Here is a 16,510-nt window from a genome sequence, read left to right on the forward strand (position 1 = left end):
CAGGTGCGGATTCCAGGGGCCATGTCTTTATCTAAAGGAATAGCCTGATGTCCGTGCGCAAAAGTTTCGCTGAAAAGGCAGCCATTTCAGACAACCGCGCCTCTCTTCTGCTACTGCTCATTGCGTTCGTCGATGCCGCCGGCCGTGGGCTTTTTCTCGCCGGAGCCACATTCTTCTATACCCAGGTCGTTGGCCTGAGCAACGTTGAAGTCGGTATCGGCCTGGCCTTGGCCGGTCTATGCGGCCTGGTCTGCGCGGTGCCCATCGGGCGCCTGGCGGATCGCCTTGGCGCCGCTCGGGTCCTGGCGTTTCTGCAGGTCTGGCGAATGGTCGGTTTTTTAATCTATCCCTTCGTCGACGAGTTCTACACGTTTCTACTGATTGCCTGCTTTATCGGCTGCGTCGAGCAAGCCGTCTGGCCCATCATCCAGACCCTGGTAGGGTCCGCGGTCAAAGCGGATGCCTACGTGAAGACAATGTCCAAGGTGGCGATCGTCAGGAATGTCGCCTACATGCTGGCCGCCGGTGTCTTTTCCATTGTGGTCAGCTTCACCAGCGGTCCGGGGGCAGTGATTGGCCTGCTCGTCGCCAACGCGCTGGCGTTCCTGTTTTCCGCCCTCTTGCTGGTGACCGCCAAGCTGCCTCACTCCACAAAGGATCCGGTGGATACCCAACGTGTAGCGGCGCCTGCACACCCGTTGAAGAACCTGAATTTCTTATCGCTCTCGCTGTGCAACGGCATTCTGTCGTTACATCAGGCGGTCATGACCATCGCCATTCCTTTATGGTTGCTGACCAAGACACAGGCACCGAAGTCACTGATCGGTATCATTCTGGTGATCAACGGCATCATGGCCATCACCCTGCAACTGGCGTTCAGCAAGCGCGGCAACGAGGTGGTCCATGCGGCACGCAAGCACTTGTATGCTGGGATCACATTGGCACTTTCATGCGCGATGGTAGCGTTCACCACGGCGGAGCAACCCTCCTACCTGGTCGCTGGCATCCTGCTATTTGCCTGTGTGGTAATGACGTTTGGCGAGTTATGGCAATGTGCGGGCGCCTGGGGCATTTCGTATTATTTGGCCCCAGCCGAACATCGTGCCTACTACCTGAGCGTCTATGCGCTCGGAGCCAATCTGATGACCGTGATTTTTCCTGGGATATTACCCATTGCCGTCGTAGAGGGCGGCTCCGCCGGGTGGATCGGCCTGGGGATCATCTTTGCCTTGGCAGGCATCGCCACCCCGCTTCTCGCCCGATCCGCGAGCCGTCGAGCCGTGACTGCAATGACCCCAGAGGTGAGCGTGGGCGGCGCGCAGGCTTGACAGTGGGAATGTTCTGATAGGTGCGCCTATCCGTTGAAAACCGAGCACAGGGGGCACAATGTGTCCCCGGCATTGCCACCACGGATAGCAACTCGCGTCGCACGGTCTCTCATAAATCCCCTCTACGCGCCATGTCTGCAATGTTGTTGGCACGACATTTTGTAACCTCCTAGTGACATTCAAGCGCACTTTGGCCACTGCCTGGCCGCCCTTTCAAAAAATTTGCATCATCTAAAAATCAATGGCATCGTAATCAGCCAGGACGCTCTTTGCCGGCCCATTTTAGAAAGGATTCTATTTTGAAAAAGAACTCTACGGCGCTCGATGCAATAGATTTAAAAATCCTGAGCATAATGCAAACTAATTGCCTGACCACCACATCGAAACTTGCGGAAGTTCTTTCCATGAGCGAGACGCCCTGCTGGCGCCGCCTTCAGCGTCTGGAAAAAGAGGGCTTCATCCAGGGCTATCAAGCCATACTGAACAAGGAAGCCCTGGGGTTCGAAGTCACCGCATTCGTTCATCTTTCTGTCGACTCCCATACCGAAGAAGTGACCAGGAAGCTTGAGGAAAAAATCACCTTGTGCCCTGAAGTCGTCGCTCTTTACAACGTAACGGGGGATTATGATTTTTTGGTGAAGATCGTCTGCAAGAGCATTGCCTTATATACAACATTCATTGAAAAAACGTTGCGCAAAATTCCTTGCATCACGCAAATCAAAACATCGATCACACTTCGCGAAGTGTATGACTCAAAAATAATCCCGTTGTCCGCCTACACTTAAAAAGCATTCCCCCTCCAAAATGGCCTTGCGGCCAGTAACTCACTACCCGATTAAGCTCTATCAACACGCCGTCCTTGCATTAAAAACATAACTTTCAAGGAGTTGAATTGTCATGCCTACATTGGATAACGCTTTTCACAGTCTGCACCAGAATGGTCTGTTGGTCTTGGCCAATGTGGCCGATGCAGGTGGTGCGCGCATTGTCGAACGTTTAGGGGGCAAGGCAGTCGCGACCAGCAGCGCCGCCATGGCCTGGTCGCATGGTTATCAGGATGGCAACAAGCTGCCTCTCGACCTGCTGGATGCCACCGTCAAGTCGATGGTGCGGGTGCTCAGCGTACCGCTCACGGTGGATATCGAAGGCGGCTACTCGGATGACCCGGAGCGGGTCGGCCAGGTGATTGAGGCCGTCGTCGCCGCAGGGGCGGTCGGGATCAACATCGAAGACGGCCTGGGCTCTCCAGAGCTGCTTGTCCGCAAGATCGACGTCGCGAGAAGAGTGGCGGACCAGGCGGGCGTCAAGCTGTTCATCAACGTACGGACCGACGTCTACCTGAAAAACCTGTTCCCCGCCGAACAGCGCCTGGAGGAACTCCTGAAGCGCAGCGCACGCTATACCAGCGCCGGGGCGGATGGCCTGTTTGCCGCTGGCGTGGTCGATTCGAACGAAATTGCCACCGTCTGCCGCGAGACCAAACTGCCCGTCAACCTGCTGTCCCGGGACGGACTGCCCTCCCCGGACGAATTGAAGCGCCTGGGTGTCAGGCGGCTCAGCGCGGGTTCCAGCATCGCCGAGTTTCTGCACGGTGCCATGGGAGCACTGGTCCGTAGCTTCCTGGATAACGGCCAACTCGACACTCAAGCCTTGAAAGCCCATACATACGGCGAATTGAATGCGCTGATGGCGGCGAAGAGCGAGTAACGCTGTCCTGCGGACGAGGCCACACGCCAACGTTCGATTTGTACGTCCACCACTCCCCCTGACACTGGGAAATCCCAGGGCAAAAAAGAGCCACTCATTTAAGTGGCTCTTTTTTGCAGTTCCAGGAAAACCAGCAAACCCCTCCTCCTTCTTTGACAGGACGTCCCTCCATGCAACGGATCGTGGTGTCGGCAAATAACAGCCCATCGACCCTAACCCGTAAAATAGGCAATCACCTGGGCTTGTCGCTTTTGCTAGGGTGCTTATCACTTACTCAAACACCCCTATCCCTGGCGGACAACACCAACGGAAAAAGTCTCTACCTGCAGAGATGCGCCATGTGCCACGGATCAGATATCAAAGGCACAGGACCATTGGCTGACAAAAGCACCCCTCCGACGCCTGACCTGACCACCACCGCTTTCAAAAAACGACTCCATGATTATCCCGGCGTTATCGTTTCATCGGTCATCCTTCGTCCCAATGGAAACCTGATTCCAAAAACCCTGCGGGAGAATGGTGTGAAGCTACCGCCCCACGCTTGGAGCGTTCAGGACCTGCGGGATTTGAATCAATACATGAGCGGTGTGATTTCGAAAAATCGATAAGCCACAGGAATCCCACAACACTGCTTGCTTGATCCAGGCGATGTCGAGGCGTGCTTGAGTCGGAAGCTTCAGGGCTTGTCGAAAATCCTCAGATGCTGCGGATCGGACCGCGCAGGCTACGCGACGAATGCGATAGTCCGACGTCCCCACGCAGAGTGTGAGGACGATCGGAGCCGTGGTAGCTATGGCGCTTGCGTTTCAGGCTGAAGGCTCGTTGGGTATTTTCGGGCCCGTTCAAGCATGGTCTTGGTATCCGGTAGTCCAATAGTCTCCGGGCCGACAAAACCGGTTTTGTTACTGTTCTTGCCAATTAATTTAGGGTTGATTGCATCGAACAGAAAACTGAAACCCTGTTTCAACTGGCTCTGGGCGATGCCGTGACACCCCATGCAGCCGCCCATGGTTTGGCTATGAGTGGCGTTGTCGAAATCCGGCACCCTGATGTTACTGAAGTTGCGCATATGGGTAAGGACGTGATCTGGCGGAATCGGGAAGACGTTGCTACCGCGAAACAGTTGAATCCCCGGTTGGCTGCTTTCGACCATGATGTTGGCCAAATAATAATCCGGGTCGGTTTCCTCACTCGACGGAATGGCTTGCACGCCTTTGAGTTGGTAATACTTCCAGACTGAATTGTTGAATTCGCCACTGCCGTTCATCAACTGTTTGACCTGATCGTTTACTGCCTTGACTTCGGAGAAAACCGTTTGCGGCTGCACCACACTGATGGGGCCGGCCTGCCCGTCTGGAATCCCCTTGCTGCCGGAATAGATGGGCGGCGATACGAAGTTGCTGGCGGGCAGGGTCACCTGATGAATCCCGTTGCCGTCGGAGAATGTTGCCACCGGCGGCTGATTGTTTGAGTCGGGATAGGCGATACTTTTGTAATTGGCGACGTAGTAAAGCCCGGTCGGTGAGTTGCTATCCGGCAAGGTCAGAGCATCCTGATGCTCGAACGTGGCGAAGATGAACGTCGGATAGTTGGGCGTCTTGTGGATGATGTGCAAGGCGATCAACGCATAGGTTTCGTTATAAGCCACTGGATGCTGATCGTCGCCGTGATACGTCACCACAGTTGCTGTGTGGTAGCGCCCTTGTTGAGCGCGCGGAATGTCCGCCAGTTTGCGCCATGTCGCCTTCACCTCCAGCGCGCCATCGGGCAGCACGACATTGGGTGGAAAGGCGGGCAAGGTTCGCGCATATTCGTAGATCACCGGGTTGGCCTTGGCTTCGAACAGAAGCTGACTGTCGTTCGAAGGAGCAAAGTTGTCCCCGTTCTTGGCCGGGTTGGGAGGGTTGACCGGGAAAAATATCGCGTTCTGGCCGATCTGGGTCGCCTCGTCGAGGTTGTTGTAATGGGCAAAACTGGCACCCGCCGCTAAAGGGATACCCTTGGGGAAATTGATGTAGCTGTATTGTGGAAGGGAAGCGAACGGACGCGTAGGTCCGCCTGCCTTGTTCGGCTCCATTGCCGGAAACAACTCGGATCGATGGGCGAACGTCTGCCATAACAAGGGGCTGGGCGGTTGCGGCAGCTTGCCCGAATCAGCGAAGCTGGCGGCGGGATTACCGACGCCGCGGTTGGCCGGCAGCGGCGTGTTGGCTGTATTGTTCAGGGCAATGAAGCTGCGCCAGGCAAAGGTTGCATAGTCGGTGTGGCTCAGGCCTGTCGCCAGGTCCGTTGGCAGTTGCGGGTTGTTGGTGGTCAGGTCGTTTGCGGTGATGGCGTAGGAAACGCCCACTCCTGAGGGGTATGCCTCGAACGAAGGAAACGGGGCGGAGAAATACGGCGACCAGTTCACTCCATCGGTTGAGTAAAAGGTATTGGCATTGCTGGTGATGAATAAGCGTTCATCGATCATCGCTGCACTGTTCAGGAAACCCTTGGCCCCCTTGCCGATGATCCCATTCACCGTTTGCCGGGCTTCCCAATTACCGGCGCGATTATAAGGGCGTACATACATGGCGCCGTTCTCAAACCCGTAATAGGTCCATAACTTGCCGTTGTAAACGACCGGAACCATCGTCAAAATATCGGTGTTTTCCGCGAACGCCTGACTCTCCCTGCTCCAATTAACACCGTCATCCGAGGTGACGTAGTAGATAGCTTTGCCTGAGTTCTCACTGAAAAAAACGAACAGTTTTCCGTTGTACACGACAGGCTTGTTGTTAATGGCCGTATGAACAGTACTGATCGGACGAGGGGAAGACCAGTGTATGCCATCTCCGGAACTGATGGTCTTCAAGCGGCTCTGGGGATCGGCAAAGGTCAATACCAGTTTCTGCTTGAATACACTTACCGAGACATTGCCGTAGACGCTGTCCACCGGAATGGTCTGGGCCTTGGACCAGTTTTTTCCCTCTGCCGAAGTAGCGAAGTTGATATTTCTTATGTCGTTGTTTTCTGCCCAGAACATATAGATATTACCTTTGAACGACTGCACGGCCGGTACGAAATATGCCGAATGCCCGAATTTCACCGTGCTCGTCGAAGAAGGCTTGCCGCTTGTCGCGTCCGGACTGTCGAAAACATCGACTTCGATCCCAACTGCTTGTCCTTGTCTAGGCGTGGCGACAATCACACTCTCCCCATACGCCGTCGAGACCATCACCCAACTGCACAAGCACAGCATTACGTGGCGAAGCAGTGTTGTAACTTTCATCTCTGTCATTCCTTTGAGTGTTTTGCTACAGGCACGTAAAACCCAGACCCGATTTGCTTTTCCCATACCCAAAAGGCGATAGGCAGACAGCGAATTGCCAGGTCAACAGGCTTTGTATTGCTACCGTGGAAAACTTACGGCGTTGCGACAGAAGCGCACGCTCTGAGCTTCGACGTCGTCGGCACCCGGGAGCGATATGCGAGGGAATGTAAGTACATAATGCGATGCCTCCTGGCTGGGAAAACGTTCGTCCTCCGGTGATTGTAGGAAAGTTATTCGCAAGGTGAGAGAAATTTGTTATCGCTACACTCCCCTCTCTTTTTGCTAATGCGCCTCCCGGGGGAGTCTTCGAGAAAGGCTTCCAGAACGGCTGAGGCCTGCAACCGAATTTATCTGCGAGTTCGGCGCATCTGTTCAGCACCGCGTTGCGATAGCTGACCAGTGAATCATCGCCCTGGTGGTCGGCAGAGTTCGTATCCCGTCTCTTCCACCATAAAGCGAGTAACAACCCCTTCATTCCCGTCTACGCTTGCTGGACGAGGCTAGGTTCTGTACGGAAAGTCTTGAGACGAAGGTAAGTCAAGGCGAAAACAGCCGTGGAACGGCCGGGATCGCGTCCGACTGTACTGGAGTACATGAGCATTCCGAGGCTGCTTTCAACGCAGCATGAACGAGTATCAAGGCTTTTCGTACAGAACCTAAAGCGCTCGACAACCCCGATCCGTAGAAGACAGATGGGGCTGAGCGCCGAATAGACCGATAGGGAGATCATCCTGTGATAGATAGATATGCAGTCAAGACTGCCCGCTGACGTCCGAACCCGAGCCAGAGGACGCCGTTGATGCCAATCACGCAAAACACCCGCCTGGTGCAGGTCGACAGCCCCCTTGGTGGTAACGTCCTGCTGCTGCAAAGCATGGAAGGCAGTGAAGAATTAGGCCGGTGTTTTCACTATGAACTGGATCTGACCTCCGAAGACCGGGCGATCACCTTCGATCAGTTGTTGGGCAAGCCCATGGGCTTGACCCTGGAGCTGTACGAAGGCGCTAAACGCTACTTCCACGGGATGGTCTGCAGTTGCCGTCAGTTGACCGGACACGGCCAGTTCGCCGGTTACCGTGTCACGCTGCGGCCCTGGTTCTGGTTGCTCACGCGCACGTCGGATTGCCGGATTTTCCAGAACAAGACAGTGCCGGACATCATCAAGCAGGTGTTCCGCGACCTCGGTTTCTCCGACTTCGAAGACAGCCTCAGCGGCAGTTATCGCGAGTGGGAATACTGCGTGCAGTACCGCGAAACCAGCTTCGACTTCGTCAGCCGATTGATGGAACAGGAAGGCATCTATTATTACTTCCGGCATGAAAAGGCCCGCCATGTACTGGTGCTGGCCGATGCCTATGGTGCCCATACCACGGTGCCGGACTACGCCTCGGTTCCCTTCTATCCGCCTGATCGACAGATGCGCGAACGGGATCATTTCTACGATTGGCAACTGGCACGGGAAGTCCAACCCGGTTCCCTGGCGCTGAACGACTATGACTTCCAGCGCCCGCGTGCCAGCCTTGAAGTGCGCTCCAGTGTCATGCGCGGCCACAGCAACGGCGACTACCCGCTCTATGACTATCCCGGGGAATACCTGCAGAGCAACGACGGCGAGCATTACGCGCGTACCCGTATCGAAGCCATCCACAGTCAGTTCGAGCGGGTGCAGTTGCGCGGTCTCGTTCGTGGGCTGGGCTCCGGTCATTTGTTCACACTGACGGGTTACGACCGGGCAGACCAGAATCGCGAGTACCTAGTGGTGGTCGCACGCTACCAGATTCGCCAGGATCCCTATGAAAGCGGGCAGTCGGACCTCACCGAACAGTTCGTCAGCGAACTGGACTGCATGGACGCCCACCAGGCCTTCCGCCCTCTCCCGCTGACGCCCATGCCCATTGTTCGCGGGCCGCAGACGGCGGTGGTGGTGGGTCCCAGTGGCGAGGAAATCTGGACCGACCAATATGGCCGGGTCAAAGTGCATTTCCACTGGGACCGTCATGACCAATCCAACGAGAACAGCTCCTGCTGGATCCGGGTGTCCCAAGCCTGGGCCGGCAAGAATTGGGGTTCGGTGCAGATTCCAAGGATCGGCCAGGAGGTGATCGTCGGTTTCCTGGAAGGCGACCCGGACCGACCGATCATCACTGGCCGCGTCTACAACGCCGAACAGACCGTGCCCTATGGACTGCCCGCCAATGCCACCCAGAGCGGGGTGAAAAGCCGCTCCAGCAAGGGCGGTTCACCGGCGAACTTCAACGAGATCCGCATGGAGGACAAGAAAGGCGCGGAGCAGCTGTTCATCCACGCCGAAAAGAACCAGGACATCGAGGTCGAGAACGACGAAACCCACTGGGTCGGTCATGACCGCAGCAAGACCATCGACAACGACGAAACCGTGCACGTCAAACACGACCGCAAGGAGACGGTGGACAACAACGAGACCATCACCATCGGCGTGGACCGTACCGAGGATGTGGGCAACAACGAAAAAATCACCATCGGCGTCAATCGTACCGAGAAAGTCGGCAGTAACGAGACCATCACCATCGGAGCGGACCGCACGGAGAAGGTCGGCGCCAACGAAACCATCACTGTCGTCGGCAACCGCAGCGAGGACGTGGGCGGCAACGAGACGATCGGCATTTCCGGCAACCGCAACGAATCGGTCAAGGGCAACGAAGGCATCGAGATCAGCGGCAACCAGAACACCGATATCAACGGTAACCACAACACCCAGATCGGCCAGAACGAATCCCGTGACGTCGCCCAGAACCGCAGCACCGACATCAAGCAGAACGACAGCCTGGATGTGGGCAAGCATTTCTCCCTCACCGCCGGCGATTCGATCACGCTGACCACGGGAGCCGCCAGCATCACCATGAAGAAGGACGGCACCATCATGATCAGCGGCAAGAACATCACCCTCGACGGCTCCGGCGCCATCAACATCAAGGCCAACAGGAACGTCGTCGTCAAAGGCCAGAAGATCCTGCAGAACTAGCCATGGAGTGGCCGCTATGACCGTTGAATACCACCTACCCTCAGCCACCACCTGCGCGCCGATGCGCGTGGACGGCGTGGTGATTGGCGTATTGCTGGACGTGCCCAAGGTGGACGCCCCGGTGGTGGCGTTTCCCGGCTGTCCCGGTGAAACAGGCCTAGTCGCACGCACCACCACCCCGCTGACCCGTGAAGACATCGGCGTTCAGGTCGCGTTGATGTTCGAGGCGGGCGACCCGGCACGGCCGTTGGTGATCGGCCGCATCCAGCGCCTGGAGGAGCCTGCAGCGCCAGCGCTTGCCCACCTGGACGGTGAACGGCTGGAGTTCACCGCCGAGCGGGAAATCGTCCTGCGCTGCGGCAAGGCCAGCATCACCCTGACCCGCGCGGGCAAAGTGATCATCCGTGGCGCCTACCTCTCCAGCCGCTCCAGCGGGGTCAACCGCATCAAGGGCGGTTCGGTGCAGATCAACTAGAAGGTAGTCGGACCATGGAGCTGCTCAACGCCAGCAAACTGCTTGCTGCCTATACCCTGGGCATGGCCAGTGATGGCCGTGAATCCCTGGTCGTGGTGGTCAAGGGCACATTCAATCTGCCGCTGGACGGCCGCGTCGCGACCCTCGCCGACGTCCAGCAACCGCTACTGATGGCCGACACCTTTTTCGGCGAGCCGGGCCTCAGCGCGCCGCTGCGGGAGATGGACTTTGCGCCGCTCAAGCCATGTTGCGATGTGCTGGTGTGCGGCAAGGCCCATGCGCCCGGCGGCCGCCCCGTGACACAGTTGACCGCAGGCATTCGCGTCGGCCGCGTCAGCAAGGCCTTTTCCGTCTTCGGCCCACGGCAATGGCAACAGGGAATGCTCGGCGTCTCTCCCGGCTCACCGCAGCCATTCACCGAACAGGACATCACGTATGCCCAGGCTTTCGGCGGCACTCACTCCAGGGTGAACGCCCCCGAAATGCAGCAGTGCTACCCGGACAACCCGAGCGGTCGCGGCTGGTTTCCTGGCGGCATGGACAGCACGGTCATCATCGGCAGACCCATGCCGAACACCGAGGAACCGGGCAAGCCAGTCGACAGCCCTTGCGGTCACTTCCGCCCCATGGCCCTCGGCCCCATCGGCCGTAGCTGGCCGCAACGCGCCCGTTTCGCCGGTACTTACGACGATGCCTGGTTGGCGGACTGCTTTCCGTTTTTGCCGGGTGATTTCGACAATCGCTACTTCCAGGCCGCCCCTGCCGATCAACATACCGATTACCTGCGCGGCGGCGAGGATGTGCTGCTGTTGAACCTCACCCCCCTGGAGCGCGCCGGCTTTCGCATCCCTGAAATGGAAGTACCGGTGACCTTCTGCCTGAAAAAAGGCGGTCATGACACGGTGCAAGCGGTGATCGATACCTTGCTGATCGACACGGACGCGGGTCAGGTACAGCTGACCTGGCGTGTTTCCCGGCCCCTGCGGCGCAACCTGTTCGAGATCGCTCAGGTGCTGGTCGGGAGCATGTCCGCGGGTTGGTGGCGAGCCCGTGAATTGGGCAAGAACTACTACCCGTCGCTCTCTTCCCTGGTAAAAGCCAGGCAGGCGCCCGAGGAGACGGACTGATGAGCGCGCTTTGCATCGTCGGCTCCGGCATGGTCAGCGCGGTCGGCCTCAGCGCGCCGGCGAGCTGCGCGGCGATCCGCTGCGCCATCGATAATTTCCAGGAGACCCGCTTTATCGACCGCGGCGGTGAATGGCTGATCGCTGCCAGCGTGACCTTGGAGCAGCCCTGGCGCGGTCGCATCAAGCTGATCAAGATGGCGGCCCGCGCCATCGCCGAGGCCTTGCAGGACACCCCGGGCGTCGACCCACAAAGCACCCCGCTGCTGCTGGGGCTGGCGGAAGCCGAGCGCCCCGGCCGCCTCGAAGGTCTCGACAAGGGGCTGTTGCACGCCATCGAAGCCGAGCTGGGCCTGCGTTTTCATCCCAGCTCCAACGTCATCGTCCGTGGTCGGGTCAGTGCCGCGGTGGCGCTCCTCAATGCGCGCACGCTGATCTACCAGGGCGGCCACCGCCATGTGCTGGTCGCCGGCGTCGACTCCTTCCTCAGCGCCCCGACGTTGGACGCCTTCGAAGCGCGCCAACGCTTGCTCACCAGCCAGAATTCCAACGGTTTCATCCCTGGCGAAGGCGCCAGCGCCGTGGTGCTGGCCTCTCCCGTCGCCAGTGCAGATGCGCAACTGATGTGCGTAGGCTTGGGCTTCGGCATGGAAAAGGCCACGGTGGAAGCCGAAGACATTCCGTTGCGCGCCGAAGGCCTGACTCAAGCCGTACGCGCGGCCCTGAGCGAGGCCGGTTGTGGGCTGGAGCAGATGGATTATCGGCTCACCGACCTGTCCGGCGAGCAGTACTACTTCAAGGAAGCGGCCCTGGCCTTGGGCCGCAGCCTGCGGGTACGCAAGGAGTTCTTCCACCTCTGGCATCCGGCCGACTGCATCGGTGAAGTCGGCGCCGCCATCGGCCCGGTGATGCTTGCCGTGGCCCTGGCCGCCAGTCGCAAGGGCTACGGCGAAGGCCCGAATATCTTCTGCCATCTCGGCAACGACGCCGGCGAACGCGCCGTGGCGCTGCTCAGTTACCAGAACATGAGGGCTGCGTGATGGCGAACGAGGTCTACGCCAACAACATGGAAGTGTCTTGCAAGGCGGCGGATGGCAAGTCCGTGGCCTGCTTTCCGGATGTGTGTTTCACCCCGCCGCAAACCGCGGCCACTCCGCTTGGCGTGCCCATCCCCTACCCCAATACCGGCATGGCCAAGGACACCACCCGGGGCACGCGAACCGTGAAGATCAGTGGCAAGGAGGCCATGCTCAAGGATAAGAGCTACTTCAAGACCAGTTATGGGGATGAGGCTGGCAATGCGCCGAAAAAGGGGATCATCACCAATAAGATCAAAGGGAAGGTCTACTTCACGGCCTGGTCGATGAATGTGAAGTTCGAAGGCGAGAACGTCGTGCGAAACATGGACCTGACCACCCATAACCATGGTTCGACGGCCAACACACTGACATGGCCCTATCTGGATGCGGTGGCCATGGCGGATCCCGAAAATCCCTGCGTCAAGTCAGGAAACGTGAAGAAGGTAAAGGCCGCCTGTCCTCCACCGGCCAAGTCGTTGTCACGCGGAGCCATACCTGGCCCGGCCGACAATACCAGCCCCGAGTGTTGTGAAGCACGCAAGTGCATGCTGGTACCAAACTCGCCAAAGAGCCGCTGTTCCAAGTGCGGAGGAAAGACGCCGCACCACCCGGTGCCGGTGGCCGATCTGTCGACCCCTCGCCCCATAAACCCGAAGACCGGGAAGCTGAAAGTTCGCGGCGATCCTTTCGTGCCCACCTATGACCACAACAAGGCACCCTGCATATGCGTAGAGGGCGCCGACCACAATTCCCGTGAAGGGCCGACAGATAAACTCATGCAGCATGGACGTATCGGCCGCGGCTACGTGGTCAAGCGAGACGCGATGTTGAATGGTCGCGATGACTTCACCTACGCCGAAATCAGTGATCTCTCGGCACAAGCGGTCGCCGATGAGACGGGCTGCGACAAGGACTGCCTCAAGGCCCAGATCGACAAGGGACACCAAGACCTGGGGGTGGGTCCAAAATCAGGGATGCGCAGGGGAGAAGTTCGCGCACCTGCCCTTGAAAAAAAGCCGAAGAACCCGGCCCCATTGATATAGAGAAACCATCATGGACAATGAAGACTCCCTGTTTTTTACCTGCGGCCTGGTTGTGAAGGCCGGCACAATCGTTGTGCCTGCACAATACAACTCCCTGCCGGGCGAGCAAATGTCCAGGGTCGCCTTTTGCTTCGATGACAACTGGGTCTACAACGACGTCGACAACGATGTCATCGGGTCCGTCTGCTTCAGGCGCAGCGACAACAGCCTCTGGATGCTCGGACGCCATGGCAACCTTCGCCACGTGACGTCTGGCTCGGCGGACTTCACCCTCGCCAATATCCGAGGCAAGTTCGAAAACGATCGCATTGAAACAGGCCGCCTTGGCGAGCTGCTGTGCATCCGGGAAATCGCCAACGAATTGTACATCTGCGGCCAGTCATCCCAGGTCTATCGACATTCGAACGGAGCCTGGGCAAGCATGAGCCCAGCCGGGGCAAAGATCGGCTCGCCTACCCTGGAAAGCCTGGATGGGCTGGCCCACGACAACATTTATGCCGTGGGAGAAAAAGGCCTCATCCTGCACTACGACGGTTCACGCTGGAACTCGCTGGACTCCCCCACCAACCGTCCTCTGTCTCGCGTGCTGTGCAAAAGCGAAGACGAGGTTTACGTCTGCGGTAATGACGGTCTGTTGCTGGTTGGCAATCGCCATCAGTGGCATGTTCTCGACACAGAGAGAACCCTGAATTTCTGGGACATGGCGTTGTACGACGGGCAACTCTACATTTCCCACGTGCATGGCCTCGTTCGCTATGACGGGCAAGCCTTCTTCGATGTCGACACGGGCCTCACCCCTCCTCCCGGCGCCCATAAACTGGATACGGCAGATGGGCTGCTTTACTCCTTTGGTATCGACGACCTCCTCAAGTTCGACGGCCATCAGTGGGAGCGGGTGATATGCCCACACAACACGTGAGTTTGCGCATCGCCGTTATCATTGCGATGCCTATCCCATGAGCGACTCGCTGTCCCTGGTAATCGAACAACACGCCGAAGAAGCCAGCTTCCTCGCCAATCTGCGGGACGATGCCCTGCACGCCCCCCACTACGACATCGAACACCTCGGCACACTCGACAACCGCCTCGATGCTCACCTCGACGGGTTGCGTATCGCAGCCCATGACGGCCTGGAAATGCTCCTGGCGCAGCTCGGCCCCCATGCCATCGGCGAGATGTTCGCCTGTGTGGTACTGGCCTTCGAGACAGCCAATGGGAAAGTGTTGTCGCAGTTGAGCGAACACCTGCGACGTGCCCCAGAAACGGAACGTGGTTATCTGATGGCCTTGGGCTGGATTGACTGGGAACGGCTAGCGCCCTGGATCGAGCGCATGCTCGCCGCCCCTGAGCCGATGTTTCGCCGACTCGGCCTGGCCGCCTGCGGCATGCATCGGCACGACCCGGGCCCCGCCCTGCTTAAAGGGCTGTGCGACACGGACCCAAGCGTGCTGGCCCGTGCCGCCCGCACCGCCGGCGAACTGCGCCGGCGCGACTTGCTACCCAACCTCCGTGCCCACTGCCGACACCCGGATCCAGCCACGTGTTTTTGGGCCAATTGGGCTACCGTCCAGATGGGTGATCAGCAGGCCTTGGAGCCCCTGCGCCAAGTCGCCGAGCAGCCGGGCGAATTTCAATACCGCGCCCTCTGCGTGTTGCTGGCCTGGCAGGAACGGGAGCCCAGCATCGCCTGGATACGCCAACTGGTACAGGATCCCCGGCACCGACGCGTCGGCATCCAGGCCCTTGGATTGCTGGGTGATCCGGTCTGCGTGCCCTGGCTGATCCAACAGATGAGCGACTTGCCTTACGCCCGTGTGGCCGGCGAAGCCTTCAGCCTGATCATCGGCGCCGACCTGGCGCTACTCGACTTGGAATTGCAAGAACTGCCGGACTTCGACACAGGCCCGAACGACAACCCCGCGGACCCGAACGTCGCCATGGACCCCGATGAAAACCTGCCCTGGCCCGACCCTCGGTCCATCGAAACCTGGTGGCAAGCCAACAACGGGCAGTGGCAGGTCGGCACCCGCTACCTGCTGGGATTGGCCCACAGTGAACGCACGTTTGCACAGGCACTGGTTCGCGGCCAGCAACGCCAGCGCATCGCCGCCGCCTGCGGTCTGGCCCGTTATCGGCCGAACGAGGTGCTTTTCCCCACAAGCGCGCCGACCTGGCGGCAAAAGCGGTTGCTGGGCATGACGGCGACGTTCGGGCGTTGATCCGTCAGTCACCCAGCAGCAAAAGCGTTTTGGAATCGGGCTCACCCGAATAGAACTGATCGAGCGCCTGCGGATACAGGGCGGACTCGGGTTGCGCCGCCATGAACAGCGTCAGGCAGGAGCGAAACTTCAGATCGTCGGGCGAGCCGAATAGCTGCCCGGCGCTCAGGTCGTGGTGTTGCAGGACAGTGCTCACACACGCCTCCAGCCGGGGGCCGAGCACTTCGTGCTGCAGATACGCGCGGGCTTCGGCCACGCCAGAGATGGCGAACCGAGCGGCCATATCGGAACGACCAAGCCCCCGCAGTTGCGGAAATATGAACCACATCCAGTGACTGGTTTTCCGACCTGAGCGCAGCTCATCCATGACGCGGTTGAACACCGGGCCCTGGGCTTCGACAAAACGGGACAGATTGTAAACGTCATACATGATGCGTATCCCTCCACCCGCCGGCCGCATCGTTCGCAGCCGGCAGTGTCCGTTCCAGCGAATGACCCATGACTCAGGCAGACAGCTCCTGCTTCAGACGCTTGAGCAGCGCATGGGCGGCGGCTTCGGAAGACGCCGGATTCTGACCGGTGATCAAATGCCCGTCCTCCACCACATAACTGGCCCAGTCCGCAGCCTTGGAATACTCGCCGCCTTTGGCTTTGAGCATGTCTTCCACCAGGAATGGCACCACCTGCGTCAAGCCTACCGCCTCCTCTTCGGAGTTGGTGAATCCCGTCACCTTTTTACCTTGCACAATCGGCTGCCCGTCCGGTGCGTTAACGTTCTTGAACACCCCGGGGGCGTGGCAGACGGCGGCAACAGGTTTATTCGCCTCGTAGAAGGCTTCGATCAGGACCTTGGAGTCAGTGCTCTCGGCCAGATCCCAGAGCGGGCCGTGGCCTCCTGGATAAAACACCGCATCGAAATCATAGGGATCGATTTCACCCAGCGGCACCGTGTCGGCCAATGCCATCTGGGCCTGGGTATCCGTGCCAAAGCGACGGGTCGCATCGGTTTGCGCGTCTGCTTCGTTGCTCTTGGGGTCCAGCGGTGGTTGCCCGCCCTTTGGAGACGCGAGCGTGACCGAAGCCTTGGCGTCGACGAACACGTAGTAAGGCGCGGCGAATTCTTCCAGCCAGAAACCGGTCTTCTTGCCGGTGTCGCCCAACTGATCGTGAGAGGTAAGAACCATCAGAATGTTCATGTGCATCCAGCCTCCGAGGGTAAAC

At 58.7% G+C, this 16,510-nt stretch carries 14 protein-coding genes; 11 read left to right on the forward strand and 3 right to left on the reverse strand.

The features are described from left to right. The first annotated feature begins 47 nt into the window (after window positions 1-47). The 4 genes from FGE05_RS06705 to FGE05_RS06720 all read left to right on the forward strand — a co-directional run bounded on the left by FGE05_RS06705 (window position 48) and on the right by FGE05_RS06720 (window position 3,643). Window positions 48-1,328, forward strand: a complete 1,281-nt coding sequence (locus FGE05_RS06705; protein WP_139642837.1) for an MFS transporter — start codon at window positions 48-50, stop codon at window positions 1,326-1,328. Window positions 1,329-1,627: 299 nt separating this feature from the next. Then, entirely contained in the window at window positions 1,628-2,113 is a 486-nt protein-coding gene (locus FGE05_RS06710; protein WP_139642840.1) for an Lrp/AsnC family transcriptional regulator, read from the forward strand. Between the two features lie 112 nt (window positions 2,114-2,225). After that, on the forward strand, window positions 2,226-3,035 hold the full coding sequence (locus FGE05_RS06715; RefSeq protein WP_139642843.1) for an isocitrate lyase/phosphoenolpyruvate mutase family protein: 810 nt from the start codon (window positions 2,226-2,228) through the stop codon (window positions 3,033-3,035). Between the two features lie 170 nt (window positions 3,036-3,205). Beyond that, a complete protein-coding gene (locus tag FGE05_RS06720) occupies window positions 3,206-3,643 on the forward strand; it encodes a c-type cytochrome (RefSeq protein WP_139642847.1) in 438 nt (145 codons plus the stop codon). Between the two features lie 182 nt (window positions 3,644-3,825). On the opposite strand, the gene FGE05_RS06725 is transcribed toward FGE05_RS06720, so the two are convergent. Beyond that, window positions 3,826-6,306 carry a glycoside hydrolase gene (locus FGE05_RS06725; RefSeq protein ID WP_139642850.1) on the reverse strand — a complete coding sequence of 827 codons (2,481 nt, stop codon included), beginning with the start codon at window positions 6,304-6,306 and terminating at the stop codon, window positions 3,826-3,828. Between the two features lie 841 nt (window positions 6,307-7,147). Between FGE05_RS06725 and FGE05_RS06730 the strand changes: the two genes are divergently transcribed. From FGE05_RS06730 to FGE05_RS06760, 7 genes are read left to right on the forward strand one after another with little or no spacing between them, the layout of a single operon-like run. Further along, the gene (locus FGE05_RS06730; RefSeq protein WP_139642853.1) at window positions 7,148-9,349 is read left to right on the forward strand and encodes a type VI secretion system Vgr family protein; all 2,202 of its coding nucleotides are present in this window, start codon (window positions 7,148-7,150) and stop codon (window positions 9,347-9,349) included. Window positions 9,350-9,365: 16 nt separating this feature from the next. Further along, a complete protein-coding gene (locus tag FGE05_RS06735; protein WP_139642856.1) occupies window positions 9,366-9,824 on the forward strand; it encodes a DUF6484 domain-containing protein in 459 nt (152 codons plus the stop codon). Window positions 9,825-9,838: 14 nt separating this feature from the next. Beyond that, complete coding sequence (locus FGE05_RS06740; protein ID WP_139642859.1) at window positions 9,839-10,951, forward strand: DUF2169 domain-containing protein; 1,113 nt, start codon at window positions 9,839-9,841, stop codon at window positions 10,949-10,951. Beyond that, window positions 10,948-11,988, forward strand: coding sequence for a beta-ketoacyl synthase N-terminal-like domain-containing protein (locus FGE05_RS06745; RefSeq protein ID WP_139642861.1), 1,041 nt, complete (start codon window positions 10,948-10,950; stop codon window positions 11,986-11,988). The genes FGE05_RS06740 and FGE05_RS06745 overlap by 4 nt, the downstream gene beginning before the upstream one ends. Further along, complete coding sequence (locus FGE05_RS29795; protein ID WP_175362671.1) at window positions 11,988-13,070, forward strand: PAAR-like domain-containing protein; 1,083 nt, start codon at window positions 11,988-11,990, stop codon at window positions 13,068-13,070. Before FGE05_RS06745 ends, FGE05_RS29795 begins: the two co-directional genes overlap by 1 nt. A gap of 10 nt (window positions 13,071-13,080) precedes the next feature. Then, window positions 13,081-13,989 (forward strand): hypothetical protein, encoded by a 909-nt coding sequence (locus tag FGE05_RS06755; RefSeq protein ID WP_139642864.1) that lies wholly within the window; start codon window positions 13,081-13,083, stop codon window positions 13,987-13,989. Window positions 13,990-14,026: 37 nt separating this feature from the next. Next, window positions 14,027-15,289, forward strand: coding sequence for a TIGR02270 family protein (locus FGE05_RS06760; RefSeq protein ID WP_139642867.1), 1,263 nt, complete (start codon window positions 14,027-14,029; stop codon window positions 15,287-15,289). A 4-nt stretch (window positions 15,290-15,293) separates the two neighbouring features. On the opposite strand, the gene FGE05_RS06765 is transcribed toward FGE05_RS06760, so the two are convergent. Both FGE05_RS06765 and FGE05_RS06770 read right to left on the reverse strand, forming a co-directional pair. Further along, window positions 15,294-15,719 carry a DUF1810 domain-containing protein gene (locus FGE05_RS06765; protein WP_139642870.1) on the reverse strand — a complete coding sequence of 142 codons (426 nt, stop codon included), beginning with the start codon at window positions 15,717-15,719 and terminating at the stop codon, window positions 15,294-15,296. A 73-nt stretch (window positions 15,720-15,792) separates the two neighbouring features. Beyond that, window positions 15,793-16,485 carry a type 1 glutamine amidotransferase domain-containing protein gene (locus FGE05_RS06770; RefSeq protein WP_139642873.1) on the reverse strand — a complete coding sequence of 231 codons (693 nt, stop codon included), beginning with the start codon at window positions 16,483-16,485 and terminating at the stop codon, window positions 15,793-15,795. Window positions 16,486-16,510: the final 25 nt, after the last annotated feature.

It is taken from the genome of Pseudomonas sp. ICMP22404 (assembly GCF_006227205.1).
Classification (GTDB): domain Bacteria; phylum Pseudomonadota; class Gammaproteobacteria; order Pseudomonadales; family Pseudomonadaceae; genus Aquipseudomonas.

What these genes read in the sequence shown, in the direction of transcription:
- FGE05_RS06705 (WP_139642837.1), top strand. Translation starts at nt 48, where the DNA reads ATGTCCGTGCGCAAAAGTTTCGCTGAAAAGGCAGCCATTTCAGACAAC.
- FGE05_RS06715 (WP_139642843.1), top strand. Translation starts at nt 2,226, where the DNA reads ATGCCTACATTGGATAACGCTTTTCACAGTCTGCACCAGAATGGTCTG.
- FGE05_RS06720 (WP_139642847.1), top strand. Translation starts at nt 3,206, where the DNA reads ATGCAACGGATCGTGGTGTCGGCAAATAACAGCCCATCGACCCTAACC.
- FGE05_RS06725 (WP_139642850.1), bottom strand. Translation starts at nt 6,306, where the DNA reads ATGAAAGTTACAACACTGCTTCGCCACGTAATGCTGTGCTTGTGCAGT.
- FGE05_RS06730 (WP_139642853.1), top strand. Translation starts at nt 7,148, where the DNA reads ATGCCAATCACGCAAAACACCCGCCTGGTGCAGGTCGACAGCCCCCTT.
- FGE05_RS06735 (WP_139642856.1), top strand. Translation starts at nt 9,366, where the DNA reads ATGACCGTTGAATACCACCTACCCTCAGCCACCACCTGCGCGCCGATG.
- FGE05_RS06740 (WP_139642859.1), top strand. Translation starts at nt 9,839, where the DNA reads ATGGAGCTGCTCAACGCCAGCAAACTGCTTGCTGCCTATACCCTGGGC.
- FGE05_RS29795 (WP_175362671.1), top strand. Translation starts at nt 11,988, where the DNA reads ATGGCGAACGAGGTCTACGCCAACAACATGGAAGTGTCTTGCAAGGCG.
- FGE05_RS06755 (WP_139642864.1), top strand. Translation starts at nt 13,081, where the DNA reads ATGGACAATGAAGACTCCCTGTTTTTTACCTGCGGCCTGGTTGTGAAG.
- FGE05_RS06760 (WP_139642867.1), top strand. Translation starts at nt 14,027, where the DNA reads ATGAGCGACTCGCTGTCCCTGGTAATCGAACAACACGCCGAAGAAGCC.
- FGE05_RS06765 (WP_139642870.1), bottom strand. Translation starts at nt 15,719, where the DNA reads ATGTATGACGTTTACAATCTGTCCCGTTTTGTCGAAGCCCAGGGCCCG.
- FGE05_RS06770 (WP_139642873.1), bottom strand. Translation starts at nt 16,485, where the DNA reads ATGAACATTCTGATGGTTCTTACCTCTCACGATCAGTTGGGCGACACC.